The sequence below is a fragment of the Streptomyces sp. NPDC043812 genome (genome assembly GCF_056436245.1).
This window is the reverse complement of sequence record NZ_JBWKCY010000002.1, coordinates 348311-366841: the sequence shown is the minus strand read 5'-3', so window position 1 is coordinate 366841 and position 18531 is coordinate 348311. Positions and strand designations below refer to the sequence as shown.

The 18531-nt window shown below is 71.3% G+C and carries 14 protein-coding genes; 1 reads left to right on the top strand and 13 read right to left on the bottom strand.

Going from position 1 to position 18531, the window contains the following annotated elements; translation table 11 throughout:
* Positions 1–205: 205 nt before the first annotated feature.
* The 12 genes from AC067Z_RS04355 to rsmI all read right to left on the bottom strand — a co-directional run bounded on the left by AC067Z_RS04355 (position 206) and on the right by rsmI (position 15960).
* Positions 206–898: a helix-turn-helix transcriptional regulator gene (locus AC067Z_RS04355; protein WP_478787905.1), complete on the bottom strand. Its 693-nt coding sequence runs from the start codon at positions 896–898 to the stop codon at positions 206–208.
* Between the two features lie 196 nt (positions 899–1094).
* On the bottom strand, positions 1095–2879 hold the full coding sequence (locus AC067Z_RS04350; protein ID WP_478787904.1) for an outer membrane protein assembly factor BamB family protein: 1785 nt from the start codon (positions 2877–2879) through the stop codon (positions 1095–1097).
* Between the two features lie 52 nt (positions 2880–2931).
* The gene (locus tag AC067Z_RS04345; protein ID WP_478787903.1) at positions 2932–4731 is read right to left on the bottom strand and encodes an outer membrane protein assembly factor BamB family protein; all 1800 of its coding nucleotides are present in this window, start codon (positions 4729–4731) and stop codon (positions 2932–2934) included.
* A 68-nt stretch (positions 4732–4799) separates the two neighbouring features.
* Positions 4800–6455 carry a PQQ-binding-like beta-propeller repeat protein gene (locus AC067Z_RS04340; protein WP_478787902.1) on the bottom strand — a complete coding sequence of 552 codons (1656 nt, stop codon included), beginning with the start codon at positions 6453–6455 and terminating at the stop codon, positions 4800–4802.
* A gap of 398 nt (positions 6456–6853) precedes the next feature.
* Entirely contained in the window at positions 6854–8659 is a 1806-nt protein-coding gene (locus AC067Z_RS04335) for an ABC-F family ATP-binding cassette domain-containing protein (RefSeq protein ID WP_478787901.1), read from the bottom strand.
* Between the two features lie 43 nt (positions 8660–8702).
* On the bottom strand, positions 8703–10037 hold the full coding sequence (locus AC067Z_RS04330; protein WP_478787900.1) for an acyltransferase family protein: 1335 nt from the start codon (positions 10035–10037) through the stop codon (positions 8703–8705).
* A 101-nt stretch (positions 10038–10138) separates the two neighbouring features.
* On the bottom strand, positions 10139–11032 hold the full coding sequence (locus tag AC067Z_RS04325; RefSeq protein ID WP_478787899.1) for a 4-(cytidine 5'-diphospho)-2-C-methyl-D-erythritol kinase: 894 nt from the start codon (positions 11030–11032) through the stop codon (positions 10139–10141).
* Complete coding sequence (rsmA, locus tag AC067Z_RS04320; protein WP_478787898.1) at positions 11029–11889, bottom strand: 16S rRNA (adenine(1518)-N(6)/adenine(1519)-N(6))-dimethyltransferase RsmA; 861 nt, start codon at positions 11887–11889, stop codon at positions 11029–11031. The genes AC067Z_RS04325 and rsmA overlap by 4 nt, the downstream gene beginning before the upstream one ends.
* Complete coding sequence (locus AC067Z_RS04315; protein ID WP_478788055.1) at positions 11886–13121, bottom strand: ubiquitin-like domain-containing protein; 1236 nt, start codon at positions 13119–13121, stop codon at positions 11886–11888. Before AC067Z_RS04315 ends, rsmA begins: the two co-directional genes overlap by 4 nt.
* Positions 13122–13615: 494 nt before the next feature.
* Positions 13616–14485, bottom strand: coding sequence for a TatD family hydrolase (locus AC067Z_RS04310; RefSeq protein WP_478787897.1), 870 nt, complete (start codon positions 14483–14485; stop codon positions 13616–13618).
* 33 nt (positions 14486–14518) lie between these two features.
* Positions 14519–14953 carry a hypothetical protein gene (locus AC067Z_RS04305; protein WP_478787896.1) on the bottom strand — a complete coding sequence of 145 codons (435 nt, stop codon included), beginning with the start codon at positions 14951–14953 and terminating at the stop codon, positions 14519–14521.
* A 149-nt stretch (positions 14954–15102) separates the two neighbouring features.
* Positions 15103–15960 (bottom strand): 16S rRNA (cytidine(1402)-2'-O)-methyltransferase, encoded by an 858-nt coding sequence (gene rsmI / locus AC067Z_RS04300; RefSeq protein WP_478787895.1) that lies wholly within the window; start codon positions 15958–15960, stop codon positions 15103–15105.
* Positions 15961–16021: 61 nt separating this feature from the next.
* On the opposite strand from rsmI, the gene AC067Z_RS04295 reads away from it, so the two are divergent.
* On the top strand, positions 16022–17752 hold the full coding sequence (locus AC067Z_RS04295; protein WP_478787894.1) for a dolichyl-phosphate-mannose--protein mannosyltransferase: 1731 nt from the start codon (positions 16022–16024) through the stop codon (positions 17750–17752).
* A gap of 180 nt (positions 17753–17932) precedes the next feature.
* Here AC067Z_RS04295 and AC067Z_RS04290 read toward each other — a convergent pair whose 3' ends face one another.
* Positions 17933–18358, bottom strand: a complete 426-nt coding sequence (locus AC067Z_RS04290; RefSeq protein WP_478787893.1) for a DUF3592 domain-containing protein — start codon at positions 18356–18358, stop codon at positions 17933–17935.
* Positions 18359–18531: the final 173 nt, after the last annotated feature.

Below are 18531 nucleotides of genomic sequence, written 5' to 3'. Positions count from 1 at the left end.
GCATCGCAAGGCGGTGGGGGCACCACCCGGCCGCCAGGCCGGGCCGGGGGAGATCGTCCTCGTACTGGATGTACTCGGGCGACTTTGACAACACAGCGTGGGGGCACTCCCCCTGGCTCCGCCGGGGGGACCCCACCGGCCGAAGGCTGGGGGAATGCCGTAGCCGGCGTCGCGGGCCCGAGAAGATCGCCCGGACAGGGCCTGGCTACTGCGGATACGGTCCGGGCGGCGACGCGATCGCCGCCCGGTCCAGCAGCCCGGTCCGCGCGGCCAGCGCCGCCGCCTCCAGCCGGGAGCCGACCCCCAGCTTCATCAGCACCCGCTGCACATGTGTCCGCGCGGTGCTCGACGCGATCCCCATGCCCGCCGCGATCAACCGGGTGTCCTCACCCTCCGCCACCCGCACCAAAACCTCCACCTCCCGCGGAGTGAGCAGCGCGAGGAGCCGCTGGCCCTCGTCGTCCGGCTGCGCGGCCGGGTTGAGCAGCTCGGCGAACGCGCCCTGAAGCAGCTGCGGCGCCACCACCGCCTCGCCCGCACGCGCCTTCACCAGTGCGCGCTCCACGCCTTCTATGCGCTCGTCGTGACGGACATAGCCGGACGCTCCCGCTGCGAAGGCTGCGGCGATACCGCGCGGGCTGGGCACCGGCCCCAGCACCACGACGGCCACCTGTGGGCGTTCCTTCTTGATCCGTACGATCGGGTCGAAGGCGCCCGGCGCGGCGGGCGCCTGGGTCCCCAGCAGGCACACCTCGGGTGCTCTGGCGACGACCAGTTCGGCCGCGCCCGCGGCGGGAGCGGCGGCCGCGAGCACCCGGTGCCCGCGCAGTTTCAGCGCCGAGGCGAGCGCCTCGGCGAGCAGTCTGTGGTCGTCGACCACGATGAGCCGCACGCCCATCGAGCAACCCTCCCCGTTGGCAGGCCTCCCGGCCCTCCTGACCCGGCAAGCTACACGCTCGTGCCACGCAGCGCGCCCCTAACTCCGGCAGAAGCGCCCCAGATTGCCGAATTCATCGCCAACCGGGGCCACTTGCACCGCGGCCCGGCACCTCGGGGATCCGAGGTGCCGGGCCGGCAGGTCGTGCGTCGGGCGGTCAGTCGGCGACGCTGAACGAGATCGCCAGGTACTTCTTGCCGAACTGCGAGTCGGACTCACGGGGCTTGCTCATCAGGGTCTGCGAGATGAAGAAGCGTCCCGCCTCGTAGCGGTACTCGGAGCCGTTCTCGGTGAAGCTGGTCTCCGCGTCGCGGACCGAGCGGTCCCCCGGGTTCTCCAGCAGGACCGTCTGCTTGAACGTGGCACCGTCGATGCTGACGATCTGGCCGCCCTTGTCGTAGGGGGGCCACTTGTAGACGATGAGGCTGCCGCCGTCCATCCGCAGCGGAAGGGCGTGGTAGCCGTCGCCCGCGTCCGCGCGGTCGCTGGTTCCCTTGCCGGTCGCGAGGTCGAAGGAGACGATCTCGTTGGTCCGGCCACCGTCACCGGCACCGTCGTGCTCGGTCGTCGGCAGGTAGATCCTGCCGTTGCCGACGAGTACGAACTCGCAGCCCTCGACTCCGTCGCTGGCCGAGCAGCGGGCGAGGTACTTGTCGCCCAGGGCAGCGATCTTGGCGCGCAGCTTGCCCGTCTTGGCGTCGATCGAGAAGAAGTCCGAGATACCGAACGTGCCGGTGTCGCCGACGTCGGCCGCGACGACCAGCGGATCGGTGGAGACGATCCGCGCGTCCTCGACACCGTCGGGCATCTTGAACGAGGACAGCGGGGTTCCGTTGTCCGGGTTGACCGGCTGGATGATCGCGGTGCGGGTGTCGTAGTCGCCGCACGCGCGGACCGCGACCAGCGCCTTGCCGCCGCCGTAGCCGATGTCCTTGCACTGCTCCGCGTCGACGGTGGGCTTCCACCGGACGGCGCCGGTGGCGATGTCGAATGCCGCGCCGCCGTAGAGACCGCCGGCGGCAACGGTGTTGCCGCTGAGAGTGATCTGCTCGAAGACCGTCTTCTCGTCGCCGCGGGCGTCACCCGTGACGGACTTGCTCCACACCAGCGCACCGGTGTTCAGGTCGACGACACCGACCTCGGTGCACCGCTCGTAGAACTTGGGCGCCGTGCGCTTCTTCGCCTCGAAGAGGATCGCCGTCTTGTTGTCCTTGCTGACATGGCGCGAGGCACCGCAGACCTGGCCCGCAAGCTTGGTGGTCCACAGGACGCTGCCCTTGGCCACGTCGTAGCCGACGAGCGAGTTCACGCCCGGCTTCACGAACGCCTTGTCGGTGACCCACGAACCGGGCACCGCGGTCAGGTCCTCACGGGCGGGCTCGGGAAGCTGGAAGGCGACCTTGGAGGCGGTGTTCGCGCCGGCCTTCTCCTTGCCGGGACCGTCGGGCGCGGCCTTGGCATCGTCGCCGCCACCACCGCCGGTGCCGCCGCCGGGGCCGCTGCTGGTGTCCTCCTTCTTGCCGCCGTCCTCACCGGAGGAGGCGTACACGACGCCGCCCACGACGATGAGCACGACGGCGACGCACGCGGCGATGATGATCTGCATCTGCGTGCTGAGCTTCTTGCCGCCGCCGCTGCCGCCGTTCTGCGGCGGCATGTACTGCGGCTGCGCAGGCTGGGTCGGGTAGCCGTAACCGGGCTGCTGCGGATAGCCGTACTGCGGCTGACCCGGCGCAGGGGTCCCCGGCGGGGTCTGCGGATAGCCGTACGAGCCGTCCGGCGGCGGCGTCGGCGCGCCGAACCCTCCGCCCGGCGACTCCTGGGGTGCGCCGAAACCGCCCTGCGGGGGCTGGTTCGGCGGAGCGGCAGGGGGCTGCTTCGCCAGCGGGTCGACAGGAGGCTGGTTGGGTGGCTGGTTGGGCGGTGGTGGCGGCTGTGTCATGACGGGCTTACCTCTGGGGTACGGGAGTGGACTGAGTCGACGGAGGAGACGGTCACTGGCCGAAGGCCATCATGGTCTTGGCCTCCTTCTCCTCCTTGTCGTTGCTCGCGCTCACCCGCCCGCTGGCGAGGAAGAAGCGGCCGTCGGCGTACGCCATCTTCGGCGAGTAGAAGGTGTTCTCGATCTGCGCGGTCGACGCCGGGTGCTGCAGCAGCGTCTTCGGCGCGCCACCGCTCGGGGCGATCGTGGCGACCGTGCCGCCCTTGTCGTACGAGGCGCCCATGTAGACGAGGACGTTGCCGCCCTCGATCCGCAGCGGCGTCATCTGGCGCTCGGCCGGGGCCTTGGAGCGCCAGACGGACTTGCCCGTGTCGAGGCTGAAGGCGACGACCTCGTTGGCGGTGCCGTAGCCGGTGTCCGTCGACATGTAGAAGTTCTTGGCGTCGGCGGCCACACCGGTGCAGCCCTCGAGGTTCTGGCCGAAGATCACGAACGCGCCGCCGCAGCGGGGGGCGAACTTGTCCTTGCCGCCGTCGATCGTCGCGCGCGGCTTGCCGTTGTCGGTCAGCGAGATGATCGACCACTTCTTCGGCTCACGCTGGGTGATGGAGATGACCAGCGGGCTCGCCGAGTAGACCTTGTCGATCTCCCAGCCCTCGGGCGTGTTGTACGTCCACTTGGGCTTGCCGCTGGCCGGGTCGATCTCCTGGAGCTGCTGCTTGGGCTTGTTGACGTCGGACGTCTTGCAGCTCGCACCGGCGAGCAGCTTCGGGCCGCCGGCGAACGCGAACGGCTTGCAGTCGCCGGACGGCTTGCCGAAGAGCTGCTTGCCGTCGGTGAGGGAGAAGCCGTACGAGTTGCTGCCGCCGCCGACCGCCAGCGTGTTGCCGCTGATGGCGAGGGTGTAGTCGGCCAGCGAGGCGAACGCGCCGGTCGGCTTGGGGATGGGCTTCTTCCAGCCGGCCTTGCCGGTCGTGAGGTCGACCATCTGCAGGTCGTTGCACTCGGCCTTCTCGGTGAGACCGTCCTCGACCCCGAAGACGATCTTGCCGTCGGCGGAGGCGTTGACGGGTGCGGAGCACACCTTGGTGCTGATCGGCACGCTCCACTTCTTCTTGCCGTCGGTCACCGAGTAGCCGGCGATCTCGCGGTACATGGCCTTGACGACGGTGTCGCCGACCACCCACGGACCGAAGACGTCGGCGCCGTTGCGCGGCAGGTCCACGTCGTTCTTGGTGAGGAACAGGACCTTCGCCTCGCCGTCCTTGCGCCCGGCGTTGAGGTCGTCCTCGCCGTCACGGCCGCCGCCGTCGCCGTTGCCGTCGCCCTGGTCGACAGTGGGCGAGCCGGTCGGCTTCGGGTCGTCGCTGGACTTGCTGACGGACGGCTTGTCGTCCTTGTCGTCACCGGCGAGCGCGAACCACGTGCCGCCGCCGATGACGAGCAGCGCGGCCGCGGAAGCGGCAACGATGATTCCGGTCTTCCCCTTGAAGAAGTTCCCGGACCCGCCGCCGGGCGGCGTCGGCGCACCCGGGTACTGGGGCTGCGCCGGGTAACCGCCGTAAGGGCCGGGCTGGTTGTACGGGCCGGGCTGCTGGCCGTACGGCCCCTGCTGCTGGCCGTAGGGGCCGGGCTGGCCGGGCTGCTGCTGCGGGTAGCCGTAACCGGGCTGGGGCGCGGGCGGCTGCTGCGGGTATCCGTAGCCGGGCGCCGGCGCACCTGCGGGCGGCGTGGGCGGAGCTGCCGGGGCAGGGGGCATCTGCGGCGGCTGGGCGGGCGGCTGGGGAACACCCTGCGGGTCCTGGGGGGCTCCGAAGCCGGGCTGGGGCGGCTGGTTCGGCGGCTGTGTCATGGCGTACTACCTCTGGAGTGGGGAGATGCGATTAGGAGTGGGAGATGTCCGGATGACCCAGACCGCGTTCACTTGCCGAAAGCCATCATGCTGGTGAGTTTCTGTTCATCGTCGTCGTTCAGTGCGCTGATGTTCGGGGAGACGAGGAAGAACCTGCCGTTCGCGTAGGCCGTGCGCGCCCGGCGGTTGACGAGGTCGGCCTCGGCCTCGGCGGCCGAACTCGGATGTTTGAGAAGGATCTTGGGGGAGCCGCCGCCCGGCCCGATCGTGGCGACCGCACCGGCCTGATCCCCGTAGGGCGCGATGTGGACGACGACACTGCCGTTCTCCGCGGCCACCGGAACCATCGTGCGGTCGGGACCGGGCGCCGAACGCCACTTCACGTTGCCGCTGTCCAGGTTGTAGGCGACGACCTCGTTGCTCCCGCCGGCCTTCGTGGCCATCCAGAGCGTGGCCGCGTCGGCCGCGACGCCGCTGCACCATCCGTGGATGTCACCGCGGAACTGGACGGTCGCACTGCTGCACCGGGGCACGTCCACTTCCTTGCCGACCGGGAACTGCGAGCGCAGCTTCCCCTCGGCCGTCAGCGCGACGATCCTTCCCGCGATGCGCTCGCCGTCGCTGTCCTGCTGCCGGATGGAGACGACGGGCGGGGTGGTCGCGTAGACCTTCTCGACCTCCCACTCGGCGGGAAGCGGGTACCGCCACACCGTCTTTCCGGTGGCGGGGTCGACGCCCTGGAGCTCCTGCTTGATCGTCTCCGACTCCCCGGTCGGGCAGCTCGCGGCGGCTATCATCCCGGGGCCGATACCCGCGAACCCGAAGCGCAGGCACCCGGAGGCCGGGGTGGCGAAGAGCTGCTTCCCGTCGCTCACCCGGAACCCGAACGAGGTGTCCAGACCGGCCGCGGTGACCGTGTTCCCGCCGAGGGCGAGAATGAAGTCGGAGAAGCCCACGAGGTCCTTGGGCTTGGGAATGGGCTTCTTCCAGCCCGCCTTGCCGCTCTTGGCGTCGATCATCTGCAGGACGCTGCAGTCCGATTCGGTGGTGAGACCGCTCTTGACGCCGAGGACGATCTTCCCGTCGGCGGAGGGTTCCGGCGCCGCCAGGCACACATCGGTGCCGAGCTTGATGGTCCACAGCTTGCTGCCGTCGGTCACCGAGTAGCCGGCTATCTCGCGGTAGACGGCCTTCACCAGGGTGTCGCCCACGACCCAGGGGCCGTTGACATCGGCTCCGCCGCCCGGCACGTCGACAGTGTTGCGGTCGAGGAAGAGGATCTTCGCCTCGCCGGGCCTGCGCCCTGCGTTGAGGTCGTCGGCGCCTGCGTCGGCCGTGGCGTTGGACGCCGCTCCGTCGCCCGGCGATCCGGTGGACGGGCCGGAGGGTGCCGCGCCGCCCTTGTCCGCGTGGGACGTGGTGTCCTTGGCGTCGCCGCTCAGGGCGAGATACGTACCACCGCCGACGACGAGCACCGCCGCGAGCACCGCGGCGACGACGACACCAGTCCGGCCCCGCAGGAAGCCACCGCGGGCAGCCGGGGCAACCGGGGCCGGAGCGCCGAACTGCTGCGGCTGCGCCGGATATCCCCCGTAAGGGCCGGGCTGGTTGTACGGGCCGGGCTGCCGGCCGTAGGGGCCTGGCTGATGACCATAGGGCTGCTGCGGGTACCCGGGCCCGGGTGCCGGCGGCCCGCCGTACCCGGCGGGCGCAGTGGGCGGCATCTGGGGCGCATGGGCAGGCGGCGGTGGATAAGCGGCCCCCTGCTGCTGGTCATGCGCAGCTGTGACGCCGCCGTCCGGCGCAGGCCGATCCGGTGGCTGAGTCATCAGCCCCTCCCCCTTCTCCTACGGTCTGCTGCCCGGCCGCTCCCTCAGCCTTCGGCGTGGGCGACAACCCGCCCCGTTGTTCCGGTGAGGCGAGATTCGGTCAGCACCTCGATCCGAAAGAGTCGATCGGACACATCACAGCGCGCGCCGGCCGGACAGAACCGGTCGGGGCGCGCTTCTTTGTATCACTCACGACGAAGGCGGAGCGGGCTCGGTCCACCCTGTTCCCAAGGGAGGACCGGCCCGTGATGCTGTTGTTACGCGCTTTCCACGGCTTCTCTACCGACGGCTCTCTAGGCGTCTTCCGCGAGTTCGAGCCAGCGCATTTCCAACTCGTCGCGTTCGCCCGCCAGTTCGCGCAGCTCGGCGTCCAGTTCGGCAACCTTCTCGAAGTTCGTGGCGTTATCGGCGATTTGCGTGTGCAGCTTGGCCTCCCTGTCGGAGATCTTGTCGAGCTGTCGCTCGATCCGCTGCAGTTCCTTCTTCGCCGCGCGGGTGTCCGCGGCCGACTTCTCCTTGGTCGCGGAGGCCGCGGCCGGCGGCGGTGTCGGCGCCGACGTCTCCACGATCCGTGCCCGGCGCTCCAGGTACTCGTCGATCCCGCGCGGCAGCATCCGCAGCGCGCCGTCGCCGAGCAGCGCGAACGTACGGTCCGTCGTCCGTTCGACGAAGAAGCGGTCGTGGGAGATGACGACCATCGTCCCCGGCCAGCCGTCGAGCAGGTCCTCCAGCTGGGTCAGGGTCTCGATGTCGAGGTCGTTGGTGGGCTCGTCGAGGAACAGCACGTTGGGCTCGTCCATCAGCAGCCGCAGCAGCTGCAGCCTGCGCCGCTCACCACCGGACAGGTCACCGACGGGCGTCCACTGCTTCTCCTTGCCGAAGCCGAACTGCTCGCACAGCTGCCCCGCCGTCATCTCCCGGCCCTTGCCCAGATCCACCCGGTCACGGATCTGCTGCACGGCCTCCAGCACGCGCAGCGCGGGCGGCAGTTCGGTGACGTCCTGGGAGAGATACGCGAGCCGCACGGTCTTGCCGACGGCCACCCGGCCCGCCACGGGCTGTTCGTCGCCCTGGGAGAACGCCGCATCGGCGAGTGCGCGCAGCAGCGACGTCTTGCCCGCGCCGTTGACGCCGACCAGGCCGATGCGGTCACCGGGGCCGAGCTGCCAGGTCAGGTGCTTCAGCAGCACCTTGGGGCCCGCCTGGACGGTCACGTTCTCCAGGTCGAAGACCGTCTTGCCGAGCCGGGCTGAGGCGAACTTCATCAGCTCCGAGGTGTCACGCGGCGGCGGCACATCGGCGATCAGTTCGTTGGCGGCCTCGATGCGGTACCGCGGCTTGGACGTACGGGCGGGGGCACCGCGCCGCAGCCAGGCCAGCTCCTTGCGCATCAGGTTCTGCCGCTTGGACTCCTCCGTGGCCGCGATGCGCTCGCGCTCGGCACGGGCGAAGACGTAGTCGCTGTAGCCGCCCTCGTACTCGTACACCGCGCCGCGCTGCACGTCCCACATGCGGGTGCAGACCTGGTCGAGGAACCAGCGGTCGTGCGTGACGCAGACGAGCGCGGAACGGCGGTTCCTCAGGTGCTGCGCCAGCCAGGCGATGCCCTCCACGTCGAGGTGGTTGGTGGGCTCGTCGAGGACGATCAGGTCCTGCTCGGCGATCAGCAGCTGCGCGAGGGCGATACGGCGGCGCTCACCGCCGGACAGCGGTCCGATCACGGTGTCGAGGCCCTGGGGGAAGCCGGAGAGGTCGAGACCGTCGAACAGTCCGGTCAGCACATCGCGGATCTTGGCGTTCCCCGCCCACTCGTGGTCCGCGAGATCCCCGATGACCTCGTGCCGGATGGTGGCCTCGGGGTCGAGGGAGTCGTGCTGGGTGAGCACACCGATCCGCAGCCCGCCGCTCTGGGTGACCCGTCCGGTGTCGGGGTCCTCCAGCTTGGCGAGCATCCGGATGAGGGTGGTCTTGCCGTCGCCGTTACGGCCGACGACGCCGATGCGATCCCCCTCGGACACGCCGAGGGAGACGGAGTCCAGCAGGGCACGTGTGCCGTACACCTTGCTGACTGCCTCGACATTGACGAGGTTGACGGCCATTTTTCTCCTGCCAGGGGGAACGATCGACCCCCCAGCCTACTTGTCACCCGTGACTCCCCCGCCCGGCCCGTTCCACGAGGAGCCAGCCGCCCAGCGCCATCAGCACGGCGGCCGGGGCGCTGACGCGTACGGCCACCAGCATCGCCGTCCGTCCCTCCAGCAGCCCGCCGAAGCCCACCATCGACAGTCCGAGGATGCCGAAGAGGCAGAGAGTGATCCCGGTGGCTGCGATCGGCCCGGTGCCGTTCACCGGGACCACGGCAGCCGCACCGGGCCGCTCGAAGGACCGGAAGACGGCGACGAGCAGGGCCGTCAGCACGGCGGCCGCGGCGATACGGACCGGTGTCTGCGCCCACCAGGCGGCGGTGGCCGGCTCGGGCAGCGCGAGACCCGCGGCGATCATCGCGCCGTACACCCCCAGCATCGCGGTCAGGTGCCACAGGAAGGCGGTCATGGCGATCCCGTTGGCGGCGACGACGGCACGCCAGACGCGGGCCCTCTGCACCAGCCGGGTGCCAGGTCCTCGCAGCAGTTCGACGGCACCGACCAGCCAGAGCCCGTGGCAGAGCAGCGCGAGGGTGGGCGGAGCCATGTTGGAGACCTTCTCCCCCGGCATCCCGACCATCGACAGCGGATACGGCCCGAGGGCGACGAGCGCGGCGGCACCGGCGAGGCCGGCGGTTGCGAGCACGTCGGGCATCCGGATCCGCCCGTCGGCGCGCAGGAAGCCGAGCTGGTGGACGGCGAGCCAGACGAAGGCGAAGTTCAGGAACTCCACGAAGGGGACGCCGGCGGCGAAGCGCAGCACGTCGACGGCGACCGCCCCGCCGGCGAGTGCGCCGAAGGCGCCCCAGCCGTAGCGCTCGTGCAGTGCCAGCAGCGGCGGGGTGAACGCGACCATGGCGAGATAGATCCCGATGAACCACAGCGGCTGCGCGACGAGCCGCAGCGCGACACCGGTCATCCCGCCTCCCCCGCCGAGCAGTTGCACGAGCAGCGCGGCGACGCCCCAGACGAGGACGAAGGCCATGGTGGGCCGCAGGAGCCGCTGCAGCCGTGCGCGAAGGAACGCGGCGTACACGGACCTGCCTTCGTGCCTGCGGTGCAGGGAGCGGTACGCGAGGGCGTGCGAGAACCCGCCGACGAAGAAGAACACGGGCATGACCTGGAGGACCCAGGTGAGCGCCTGCAGCTCGGGCACGACGGCGAGCAGATTCCCGACCTTGGCGTCCTGCCCGTCCTGCCCGCCGCCGGTGACGGCGGCCATGAGCCAGTGCCCGCCGACGACGACGCCGAGGGAGGCGACCCGCAGGAGGTCGACGTACCGGTCGCGGGTGGCGGGGGTGGCGGCGGCGAGCGCGCGGACGTTTGTGGCCATGGGGGCAGGTTGCCGGGGTCGCTGCCGTTGCCGGGAGAGCGCGGGTACTCATCCGCGGCGTGAGTACGTGGTCGCCTGCGGCGAGCGGTCCCCTTCCCCGCCTACACCATCGTCGCGCCCACCGCCGGCGACGCCGCCACCCGGGCGTCACGGCACGTGCCCGATGCCACCAGCGCCGACGCCACCGACACCGCCGTGTCCTCGTCCTTCGTCAGGAACGCCGTCGTCGGGCCCGACCCCGAGACCAGGGACGCCAGCGCACCCGCCGACATGCCCGTCGAGAGCGTCGCCGCCAGCGACGGGCGCAGCGACAGGGCCGCGGGCTGCAGGTCGTTCGAGACGGCGTCCGCGAGGGCCGCGGCGTCGCCCGTGCGCAGCGCGTCGAGCAGAGCGGACGAGGCGACCGGCGCGGGAACGGCTGCGCCCGAGTTCAGGCGGTCGAACTCCCCGTAGACCGCGGGTGTGGACAGCCCGCCGTCCGCCATCGCGAACACCCAGTGGAACGTCCCGCGGACCTCCAGCTCCGTGAGCTGCTCGCCGCGGCCGGTACCGAGGGCCGCCCCGCCGACCAGGCTGAACGGCACGTCACTGCCCAACTCCGCACAGATGTCGAGGAGTTCGGTACGGGACGACTCGAGGCCCCACAGCGCGTCGCACGCCAGCAGCGCGCCCGCGCCGTCCGCCGAGCCGCCCGCCATGCCTCCGGCGACCGGGATGTCCTTGGCGATGTGGATGTGGACGTCGGGCGAGATGCCGTGGCGGGCCGCGAGCTTCTCGGCCGCGCGGGCCGCCAGGTTCGTACGGTCCAGGGGCACCTGGTCGGAGCCCGGCCCCGAGCAGGTGATCGTCAGCGACGGGGCGGGCCGCACCGTCACCTCGTCGTACAGACCGACGGCGAGGAAGACATTGGCGAGGTCGTGGAAGCCGTCGGGGCGGGCCGCGCCGACCGCCAGCTGGACGTTGACCTTCGCCGGCACTCGTACGGTCACGCTCACTTCTTGGCCTCCGCGATCCGGGCGAACTGCTCCACCGTCAGGGACTCCCCGCGCGCCTGCGGCGACACTCCGGCCGCGACCAGCGCGGCCTCCGCCGCGGCCGGGGATCCGGCCCAGCCCGCGAGCGCGGCGCGCAGGGTCTTGCGGCGCTGCGCGAAGGCCGCGTCGACCACGGCGAAGACCTCCGCCTTCGTGGCGGACGTCGGCACCGGCGAGGTGCGGCGCACCAGCGAGACGAGGCCCGAGTCCACGTTGGGGGCGGGCCAGAAGACGTTGCGGCCGATGGCGCCGGCCCGCTTGACCTCGGTGTACCAGTTGGCCTTGACCGAGGGGACGCCGTACACCTTGTTCCCCGGCCCTGCCGCGAGCCGGTCCGCGACCTCGGCCTGGACCATGACCAGGGTGCGTTCGATGGTCGGGAAGCGGTCCAGCATGTGCAGCAGGACGGGCACGGCGACGTTGTAGGGCAGGTTGGCGACGAGCGCGGTCGGCGGCGGCCCCGGGAGCTCCTGCACATGCATCGCGTCGGAGTGGACGAGCGAGAAGCGCTCGGCCCGTTCCGGCAGGCGTGCCGCCACGGTGGTGGGCAGCGCGGCGGCGAGCACGTCGTCGATCTCGACGGCGACGACCCGGTCCGCGGCCTCCAGCAGTGCCAGGGTCAGCGAGCCGAGCCCGGGGCCGACCTCGACGACCACGTCGTCGGGCCGTACGCCGGCCGTGCGCACAATGCGGCGGACCGTGTTGGCGTCGATGACGAAGTTCTGGCCGCGCTGCTTGGTGGGGCGTACGCCCAGCGCGGCGGCCAGTTCGCGGATGTCGGCGGGGCCGAGGAGTGCGTCGGGATCAGTGGTGCTCACCGATACAGCCTACGGCCGCAGTGAGGCCACGGACTCGCCCCCCGCTGCACATAGAGCTTCTTCGCCCGGTAGGTCTGTTCCGCGGCCGGGGCGTCCTCCGGCCGGCCGCTGCCACCGAGGGCGCGCCAGGTACCGGCGTCGAACTGGTACAGCCCGCCGTAGTTCCCGGAGGCGTCGACCGCGCCGGGGCGGCCGCCGGACTCGCAGTCGGCGAGCGCGCCCCAGTTGAGCCCGTCGGCGCCGCTGACGGACGACGGCGGCTGCCGGGTGCCGACCCGGATCTGCTCGGTGACCGGCTCCCGGACGATCTCCTCGGCGAGTTTGCGGGGTCTCTGGCGCACGCCGTTGACGGTGCGCAGCGCGAAGGTGACGCGGCGCACGCCGGCGACGCCCTGGCGGTCGACGACTTCGGTGCCTGCGAACAGCGACGGGTCGGGTGCCCTCTCGACGGCGTACGGGACAGGTTCGTCGCGCACCTGCCGGGCGCCGGTGATCCGCATGACGGTGATGGTCTGGCCGTCGCGGGGGAAGCTCTCCGCCGGCACCGAGGTGGTGTCCTGGCCGCGGAGTGCGATGCCGGCCTCGTCCAGGGCCTCGCGCACGGTCGCGGCGGTGGTGCGGATGGTGCGTTCGCGTCCGTCGGCCATGAAGGTCACGGACCGTTCGGTGCGTACGTCCAGGCTGAGCCCGGAGCGGGCGATCTCCGAGGAGCGCGAGACGGACAGGAACGCGCCTTCCGCGCGCACGCCGAGCTGTCGCAGGGCGCCCTCGACGCTGCGGGCGGTGGTCCATACGGTGCGGCGGTGGCCGTCGAGGGTGAGGGCGAGGGGGCGGCCGTAGCGGACGACGATCTCGTCGCCGTTGTCGAGGTCCTCCCGGGGGCCGGGGGCGACGATGTCGTGCGGGCCGACGGCGAGCCCTTCGTCGGCGAGGAGTTCCTGCACGTCGTCGGCGAAGGTGTGCAGGGAGCGGGGCTCACCGTCGACGGTGAGCCGCACGGACTTGTCGGTGGCGACGAACGCGGAGGTCCCGCCGGCGAGGAAGGCGACGACGAGTGCCTGCGGGACGAGCCGGCGCAGGGTGTCGGAGCGTTCGGCGTTCCGCCGCCGGCCACGGCGCCGTGCTTCGGCGCGGCCCCCGGCACGGGGCGCGCCGTCCTCGGTTCCGGCACCGGGTGCGGCCTTGTGAGGCACGTCGCGCTCCGCTGCGGCGGGCGGGGCCTGACGCGGCAGGGCCGATGCGCGGCGTTCCGGCGGCGGGGGCTGCCCGGTGGGGAGCTCTCCGCCCCGGCCGTCGGGGCCAAGGTCGAGATAGGGCAGCGTCGGCGCGTAGGCGTTCGCGAACCGGACGTCGACGGCGGTCGGCGCCTGCGCGGCGGCGTAGGCCGCGTCGCTGTGCCTGTGGGCGTACGGGTCTGTCCGGGTGTCCCGGCCGTATCCGGCAGGTGGCGCCGGTACGGCTCCGTCGTCCGCGAAGGCGCCTTCGGAGCGGCGCCCGGAGGGTCCGCCGGCCGCCGGTCCGCCGCCCGTCGTCCGTTCGGGCGCTGCCGCGGTGCGGAACATGCCTCGGCCGCCGCGTGCGGCACGGTGACTGCCCTGCGCATTGCTCACGACGCTCCGTAAGATCCGGCGGCCAAGTGGCACCGGACAGTAGCGGAGCGTTCGTCACTCTCCAAAGCGAAACGGACACTCTGTGTCGTCGACGTGGGCGGGTCCGCCCGATCCGGTCAGTAGCCGAATGCGCGCGCGGTATTTGCGGCGATCGCGGCGGCCAGGGTGTCCTCGTGGAGGCCCTTCACCGCGGCCATGGCCCGCAGAGTGACCGGAATCAGGTACGGCGCGTTGGGCCGTCCGCGGTACGGCGCCGGGGTGAGGAACGGCGCGTCCGTCTCGACGAGCACCAGTTCCGCGGGGGCCACGGCGAGGGCGTCACGCAGCGGCTGCGCGTTCTTGAAGGTCACGTTCCCTGCGAACGACAGGAAATAGCCGGCCGCGGCGCACACCTCGGCCATTTCCGCGTCACCCGAATAACAGTGGAAAACGGTGCGCTCGGGTGCACCCTCCTCCGCGAGAATGCGCAGCACATCCGCGTGCGCGTCCCGGTCGTGGATGACGAGCGCCTTGTCGTGCCGTTTCGCGATCTCGATATGGGCGCGGAACGACCGTTCCTGGGCGGCCATCCCCTCGGGGCCGGTACGGAAACGGTCGAGGCCCGTTTCTCCGACGGCCTTCACCTCGTCGAGGGCGGCGAGCCGGTCGATCTCGGTGAGCGCGTCGTCGAGAGCGGCGTCACCGCCGGCTTCCCGCGCCCCCTGGCGCGACCAGCCGTCGGGGTCCCCGAGCACGATCCGCGGCGCCTCGTTGGGGTGCAGGGCGACCGCCGCGTGCACGTCACGGTGCGCGGCCGCAGTCTCCGCGGCCCAGCGGGATCCCTTGATGTCGCAGCCCACCTGGATCACGGTCGTCACACCGACCGCGGCGGCCCTGGCGAGGGCCTCCTCGACGGTGCCGTCCTGCATGTCCAGGTGGGTGTGCGAATCGGCGACCGCCACCCCGAGCGGTTCGGGCAGTGGCGGAGGTGCGGACTTCGAGCTCATGCGCGCGATCCTACGAGGCGCGCGCCCGGGTCCTCACTTGCGGTGGTGGAAGGGGTGCAGGAGATCGGAGAGCTGCCAGTGGTGTTCCTTGACCGGGCCGGGGGGCTCGGCCTTCGCGGGGGTGTTCCCTGCGGCGATCTCGGCGGGTTCCGGTACCGCGGTGGGCAGGCCGGCGGCCGCTGCGGACGGTGTCGACGGCTGGCCGTACATCTGCGCCATCATGTCCCTGACCGAGGAGACCCGTCCCGCCCGCATGATCCGGACGCGGTGCCTACCGCAGTTCACACAGGTCGGGTCCTTGAGCGGGGAAGGCACCCGCGCGCCGTCGGTCTTGTAGACGACGTATCCCTGGCCCTCACCGTCGGTGTGGTGCTCGATGTCGTACGACTGCTCCCAGCCGTGCCCGCAGTACATGCAGGCGAAGGAGTATTCCTCGTGGCCGACGGCGGTGCCGGTGGTCTCACTCATGCCAGCTCCTTTCCACTGGTCCAGTGGACGCCTTTTCCGGCTGGAGCGCATCAGCGCCGGTCGAACAATGGAATGCTCTTTGGCTTCCCCTTGCCGAGAGGACCGCTGCACGGTCTCCGCTTTGCCTTTTACGATAGTCCTTTACCGTCTCACGGTGCCGTTCTCGCCGCATTCTTTGCCGCGACGACCGCATCGAAGACCTCCCGTTTGGGCAGTCCCGCCTCGGCGGCCACGGCCGCGATCGCCTCCTTGCGTCGCTCCCCCGCCTCCTCGCGCACCTGCACCCTGCGCACCAGCTCGCCGGCATCCAGTTCGGCGGGCCCGGTCTCGGGGGCGCCCTCCACGACGACGGTGATCTCGCCGCGGACACCGTCGGCCGCCCAGGCGGCCAGCTCGCCGAGCCCGCCGCGCTTGACCTCCTCGTAGGTCTTCGTCAGCTCGCGGCAGACGGCGGCGCGCCGGTCCACGCCGAAGACCTCCGCCATCGCGGCGAGCGTGTCGTCGAGCCGGTGCGGGGCCTCGAAGTAGACGAGGGTGCGGCGCTCGCCCTCGACCTCGCGCAGCCGGCCGAGCCGTTCGCCGGCCTTGCGCGGCAGGAAGCCCTCGAAGCAGAAGCGGTCGACGGGCAGGCCGGACAGGGCGAGCGCGGTCAGCACGGCGGACGGGCCGGGCACGGCGGTGACCTTGATGTCCTGCTCGACCGCAGCGGCGACGAGACGGTAGCCGGGGTCGGAGACCGAGGGCATGCCCGCGTCGGTGACCAGCAGCACCCGTGCGCCGCCCGCGAGGGCCTCGACCAGTTCGGGAGTGCGGGCGGTCTCGTTGCCCTCGAAGTAGGAGACGACGCGCCCCGTCGTGTGCACACCGAGGGCCTGGGTCAGCCGGCGCAGCCGCCGGGTGTCCTCGGCGGCGACGATGTCGGCGCCCGCCAGTTCGGCGGCGAGCCGGGGCGGCGCGTCCGCGACATCACCGATGGGGGTCCCTGCGAGTACCAGCGTTCCAGTCACAAAGCCATCCTCCCAGGACGGGAGGCACCACTCGCACAGCCGTGTTCCCTACGATGGCGCCGTGACCAGTACCGCGCCGCAGACCATCGAGGGCAAGGACGCAGGCCAGCCGCCGCCCGGCTGGCAGCAGCGACTGCGCCGATTCGGCTATACGCCCCGGCCCGTGATCGGCCTGCGCGAACGCCTGGTGCCGCCGTACACCCGCCCTTCCGACCGGCTGTGGCCGGTGCTCGGCATCCGGCGGCGTGTCGATGCGGACGCGCTCCTGACGATCGCGGCATGGGGCGGGCCGATCCTCGTCGCCCTCGTCGCCGGTGTGCTGCGGTTCTGGAACCTCGGCAAGCCGCATGCGGTGATATTCGATGAGACGTACTACGCCAAGGACGCCTGGGCGCTCATCAACCGGGGGTACGAGGCGAGCTGGCCCAAGGAGATCGACAAGACGATCCTCGAGAACGGCTCGTCCGTACAGATCCCCGCCGATCCCGGCTATGTGGTGCATCCGCCGGTCGGGAAGTGGATCATCGGCCTCGGCGAGAAGATGTTCGACTTCACGCCCTTCGGCTGGCGGTTCATGGTTGCCGTCCTCGGCACGCTCTCGGTGCTGATGCTCTGCCGGATCGGGCGGCGGCTGTTCCGTTCGACGTTCCTCGGCTGCCTTGCGGGACTGCTGCTCGCTGTCGACGGGCTGCATTTCGTGATGAGCCGCACCGCGCTGCTCGACCTTGTGCTGATGTTCTTCGTGCTCGCGGCGTTCGGCGCGCTGCTCCTGGACCGGGACAGGACCCGCGCCCGGCTCGCGGCGGCGCTGCCCGTGGACGAGGACGGCGTGCTGCGCCCGGACATGACGACCGCCGAGACCCTGCGTTTCGGATGGCGGCCGTGGCGGCTCGTGGCCGGTGTGATGCTGGGCCTGGCGGCGGGCACGAAGTGGAACGGCCTGTATGTGATGGCCGCGTTCTGTGTGATGAGCGTGCTGTGGGACGTGGGCGCGCGCCGCACCGCGGGCGCGGTACGGCCGTACGCGGCGGTGATCCGCAAGGACCTGGTGCCGGCGTTCTTCTCGACGGTCCCGGTCGCGCTGGTCACCTACATGATCTCGTGGAGCGGTTGGCTGGCCACCGACAAGGGGTACTACCGGAACTGGGCGAGCACGGGTGCCGGCAAGGAGAGCAGTTGGGGCTGGCTCTTCCCGGACTGGTGGCGCAGCTTCTGGCACTACGAGACCCAGGTCTACGAGTTCCACATCGGCCTGACGTCGGGCCACACGTACCAGTCGAATCCGTGGAGCTGGCTGGTGCTCGGACGCCCGGTCTCGTACTACTACGAGGACCCGTCGGCGGGCCGCGGCGGCTGCCCGGAGGGTACGGCCGACAAGTGCGCGAGCGAGGTCCTGGCGCTGGGCACGCCCCTGCTGTGGTGGGCGGCGTGCTTCGCGATCTGCTACGTCCTGTGGCGCTGGTTCTTCCGCCGCGACTGGCGGGCGGGCGCGATCCTGTGCGCGTTCCTCGCGGGCTGGGCACCCTGGCTGCTGTACCAGGAGCGCACGATCTTCCTGTTCTACGCGGTCGTGTTCGTGCCGTTCCTGTGCCTGGCGGTGGCGATGATGATCGGCGCGATGCTGGGCCCGCCGGGCTCGGACGAACGCCGCCGTGCGGTGGGCGCGATCGGCGCCGGCGTGCTGGTCCTGCTGATCGTGTGGAACTTCATCTACTTCTATCCGATCTACACCGGCCAGACGATCCCGATGGACGAGTGGCGCAACCGGATGTGGCTGGACACCTGGGTGTAGCGGTGACGACGACGGGCCCGGCACCGGTGGGCGCCGGGCCCGCCGTGGTCGTCGGTGGCGGTCACGGGTTGTCGGGGGACGTCCCTCGACGGCCCCAGACGGCCCCCGGACGGCCCAGCGGCCCGGGTTCGGCGGTGTCCTGATCTACGAGTAGCCCCCGGAAATGAGACTCGGGTGCGGTCAGAGAGTGAGCAGGCGGACGAGCAACACCGCCAGGGTGCCCGCCGTGAACACCGCCCCCAACACGGTGAACAGCCGGTCGACCGTCGCTACGTCCCAGCCCTGGATCGCAAACCGGCGGGGGTCTTCCGGATCGTATTGGACCGTGGCAAAGGTCCCCACGCCGAAGTCGCCTCCTACGACACCGCGGCCGAACCTGGACGAGTACTCGCACTCGCGGCCGTCCCGGGTCGTCCAGGCTGCGACCGGGTGGTAGAACGTGGCGCCTTCGTCGTTCCGCCTGACAGCGTGTCGGACGATCCGAGCCTCTGCGGTGACACCTGTGCGGCGCAGCGCGCCGGCGCGGCGGAGCCCGTACACGCCGAAGCCGAGGAAGGCCGCGCCGATCGTCAGCGGGATGAGCGAGAAGAGCCATTCGCGTTCCATGTGCTGTGCGACGCGTGCGCGGGGGCGTCGGTTGCGCGTGGGGCGGCTGGCCCGCGGTCCGGATGTGGCTGGACACCTGGGGCCGGCTGCGACGCCGACGGGCCCGGCACCGGTGGGTGCCGGGCCCGTCCCGGTCGTTGATGGTGGTGGGCGGTCGTCCCGCCCGCGGGCGG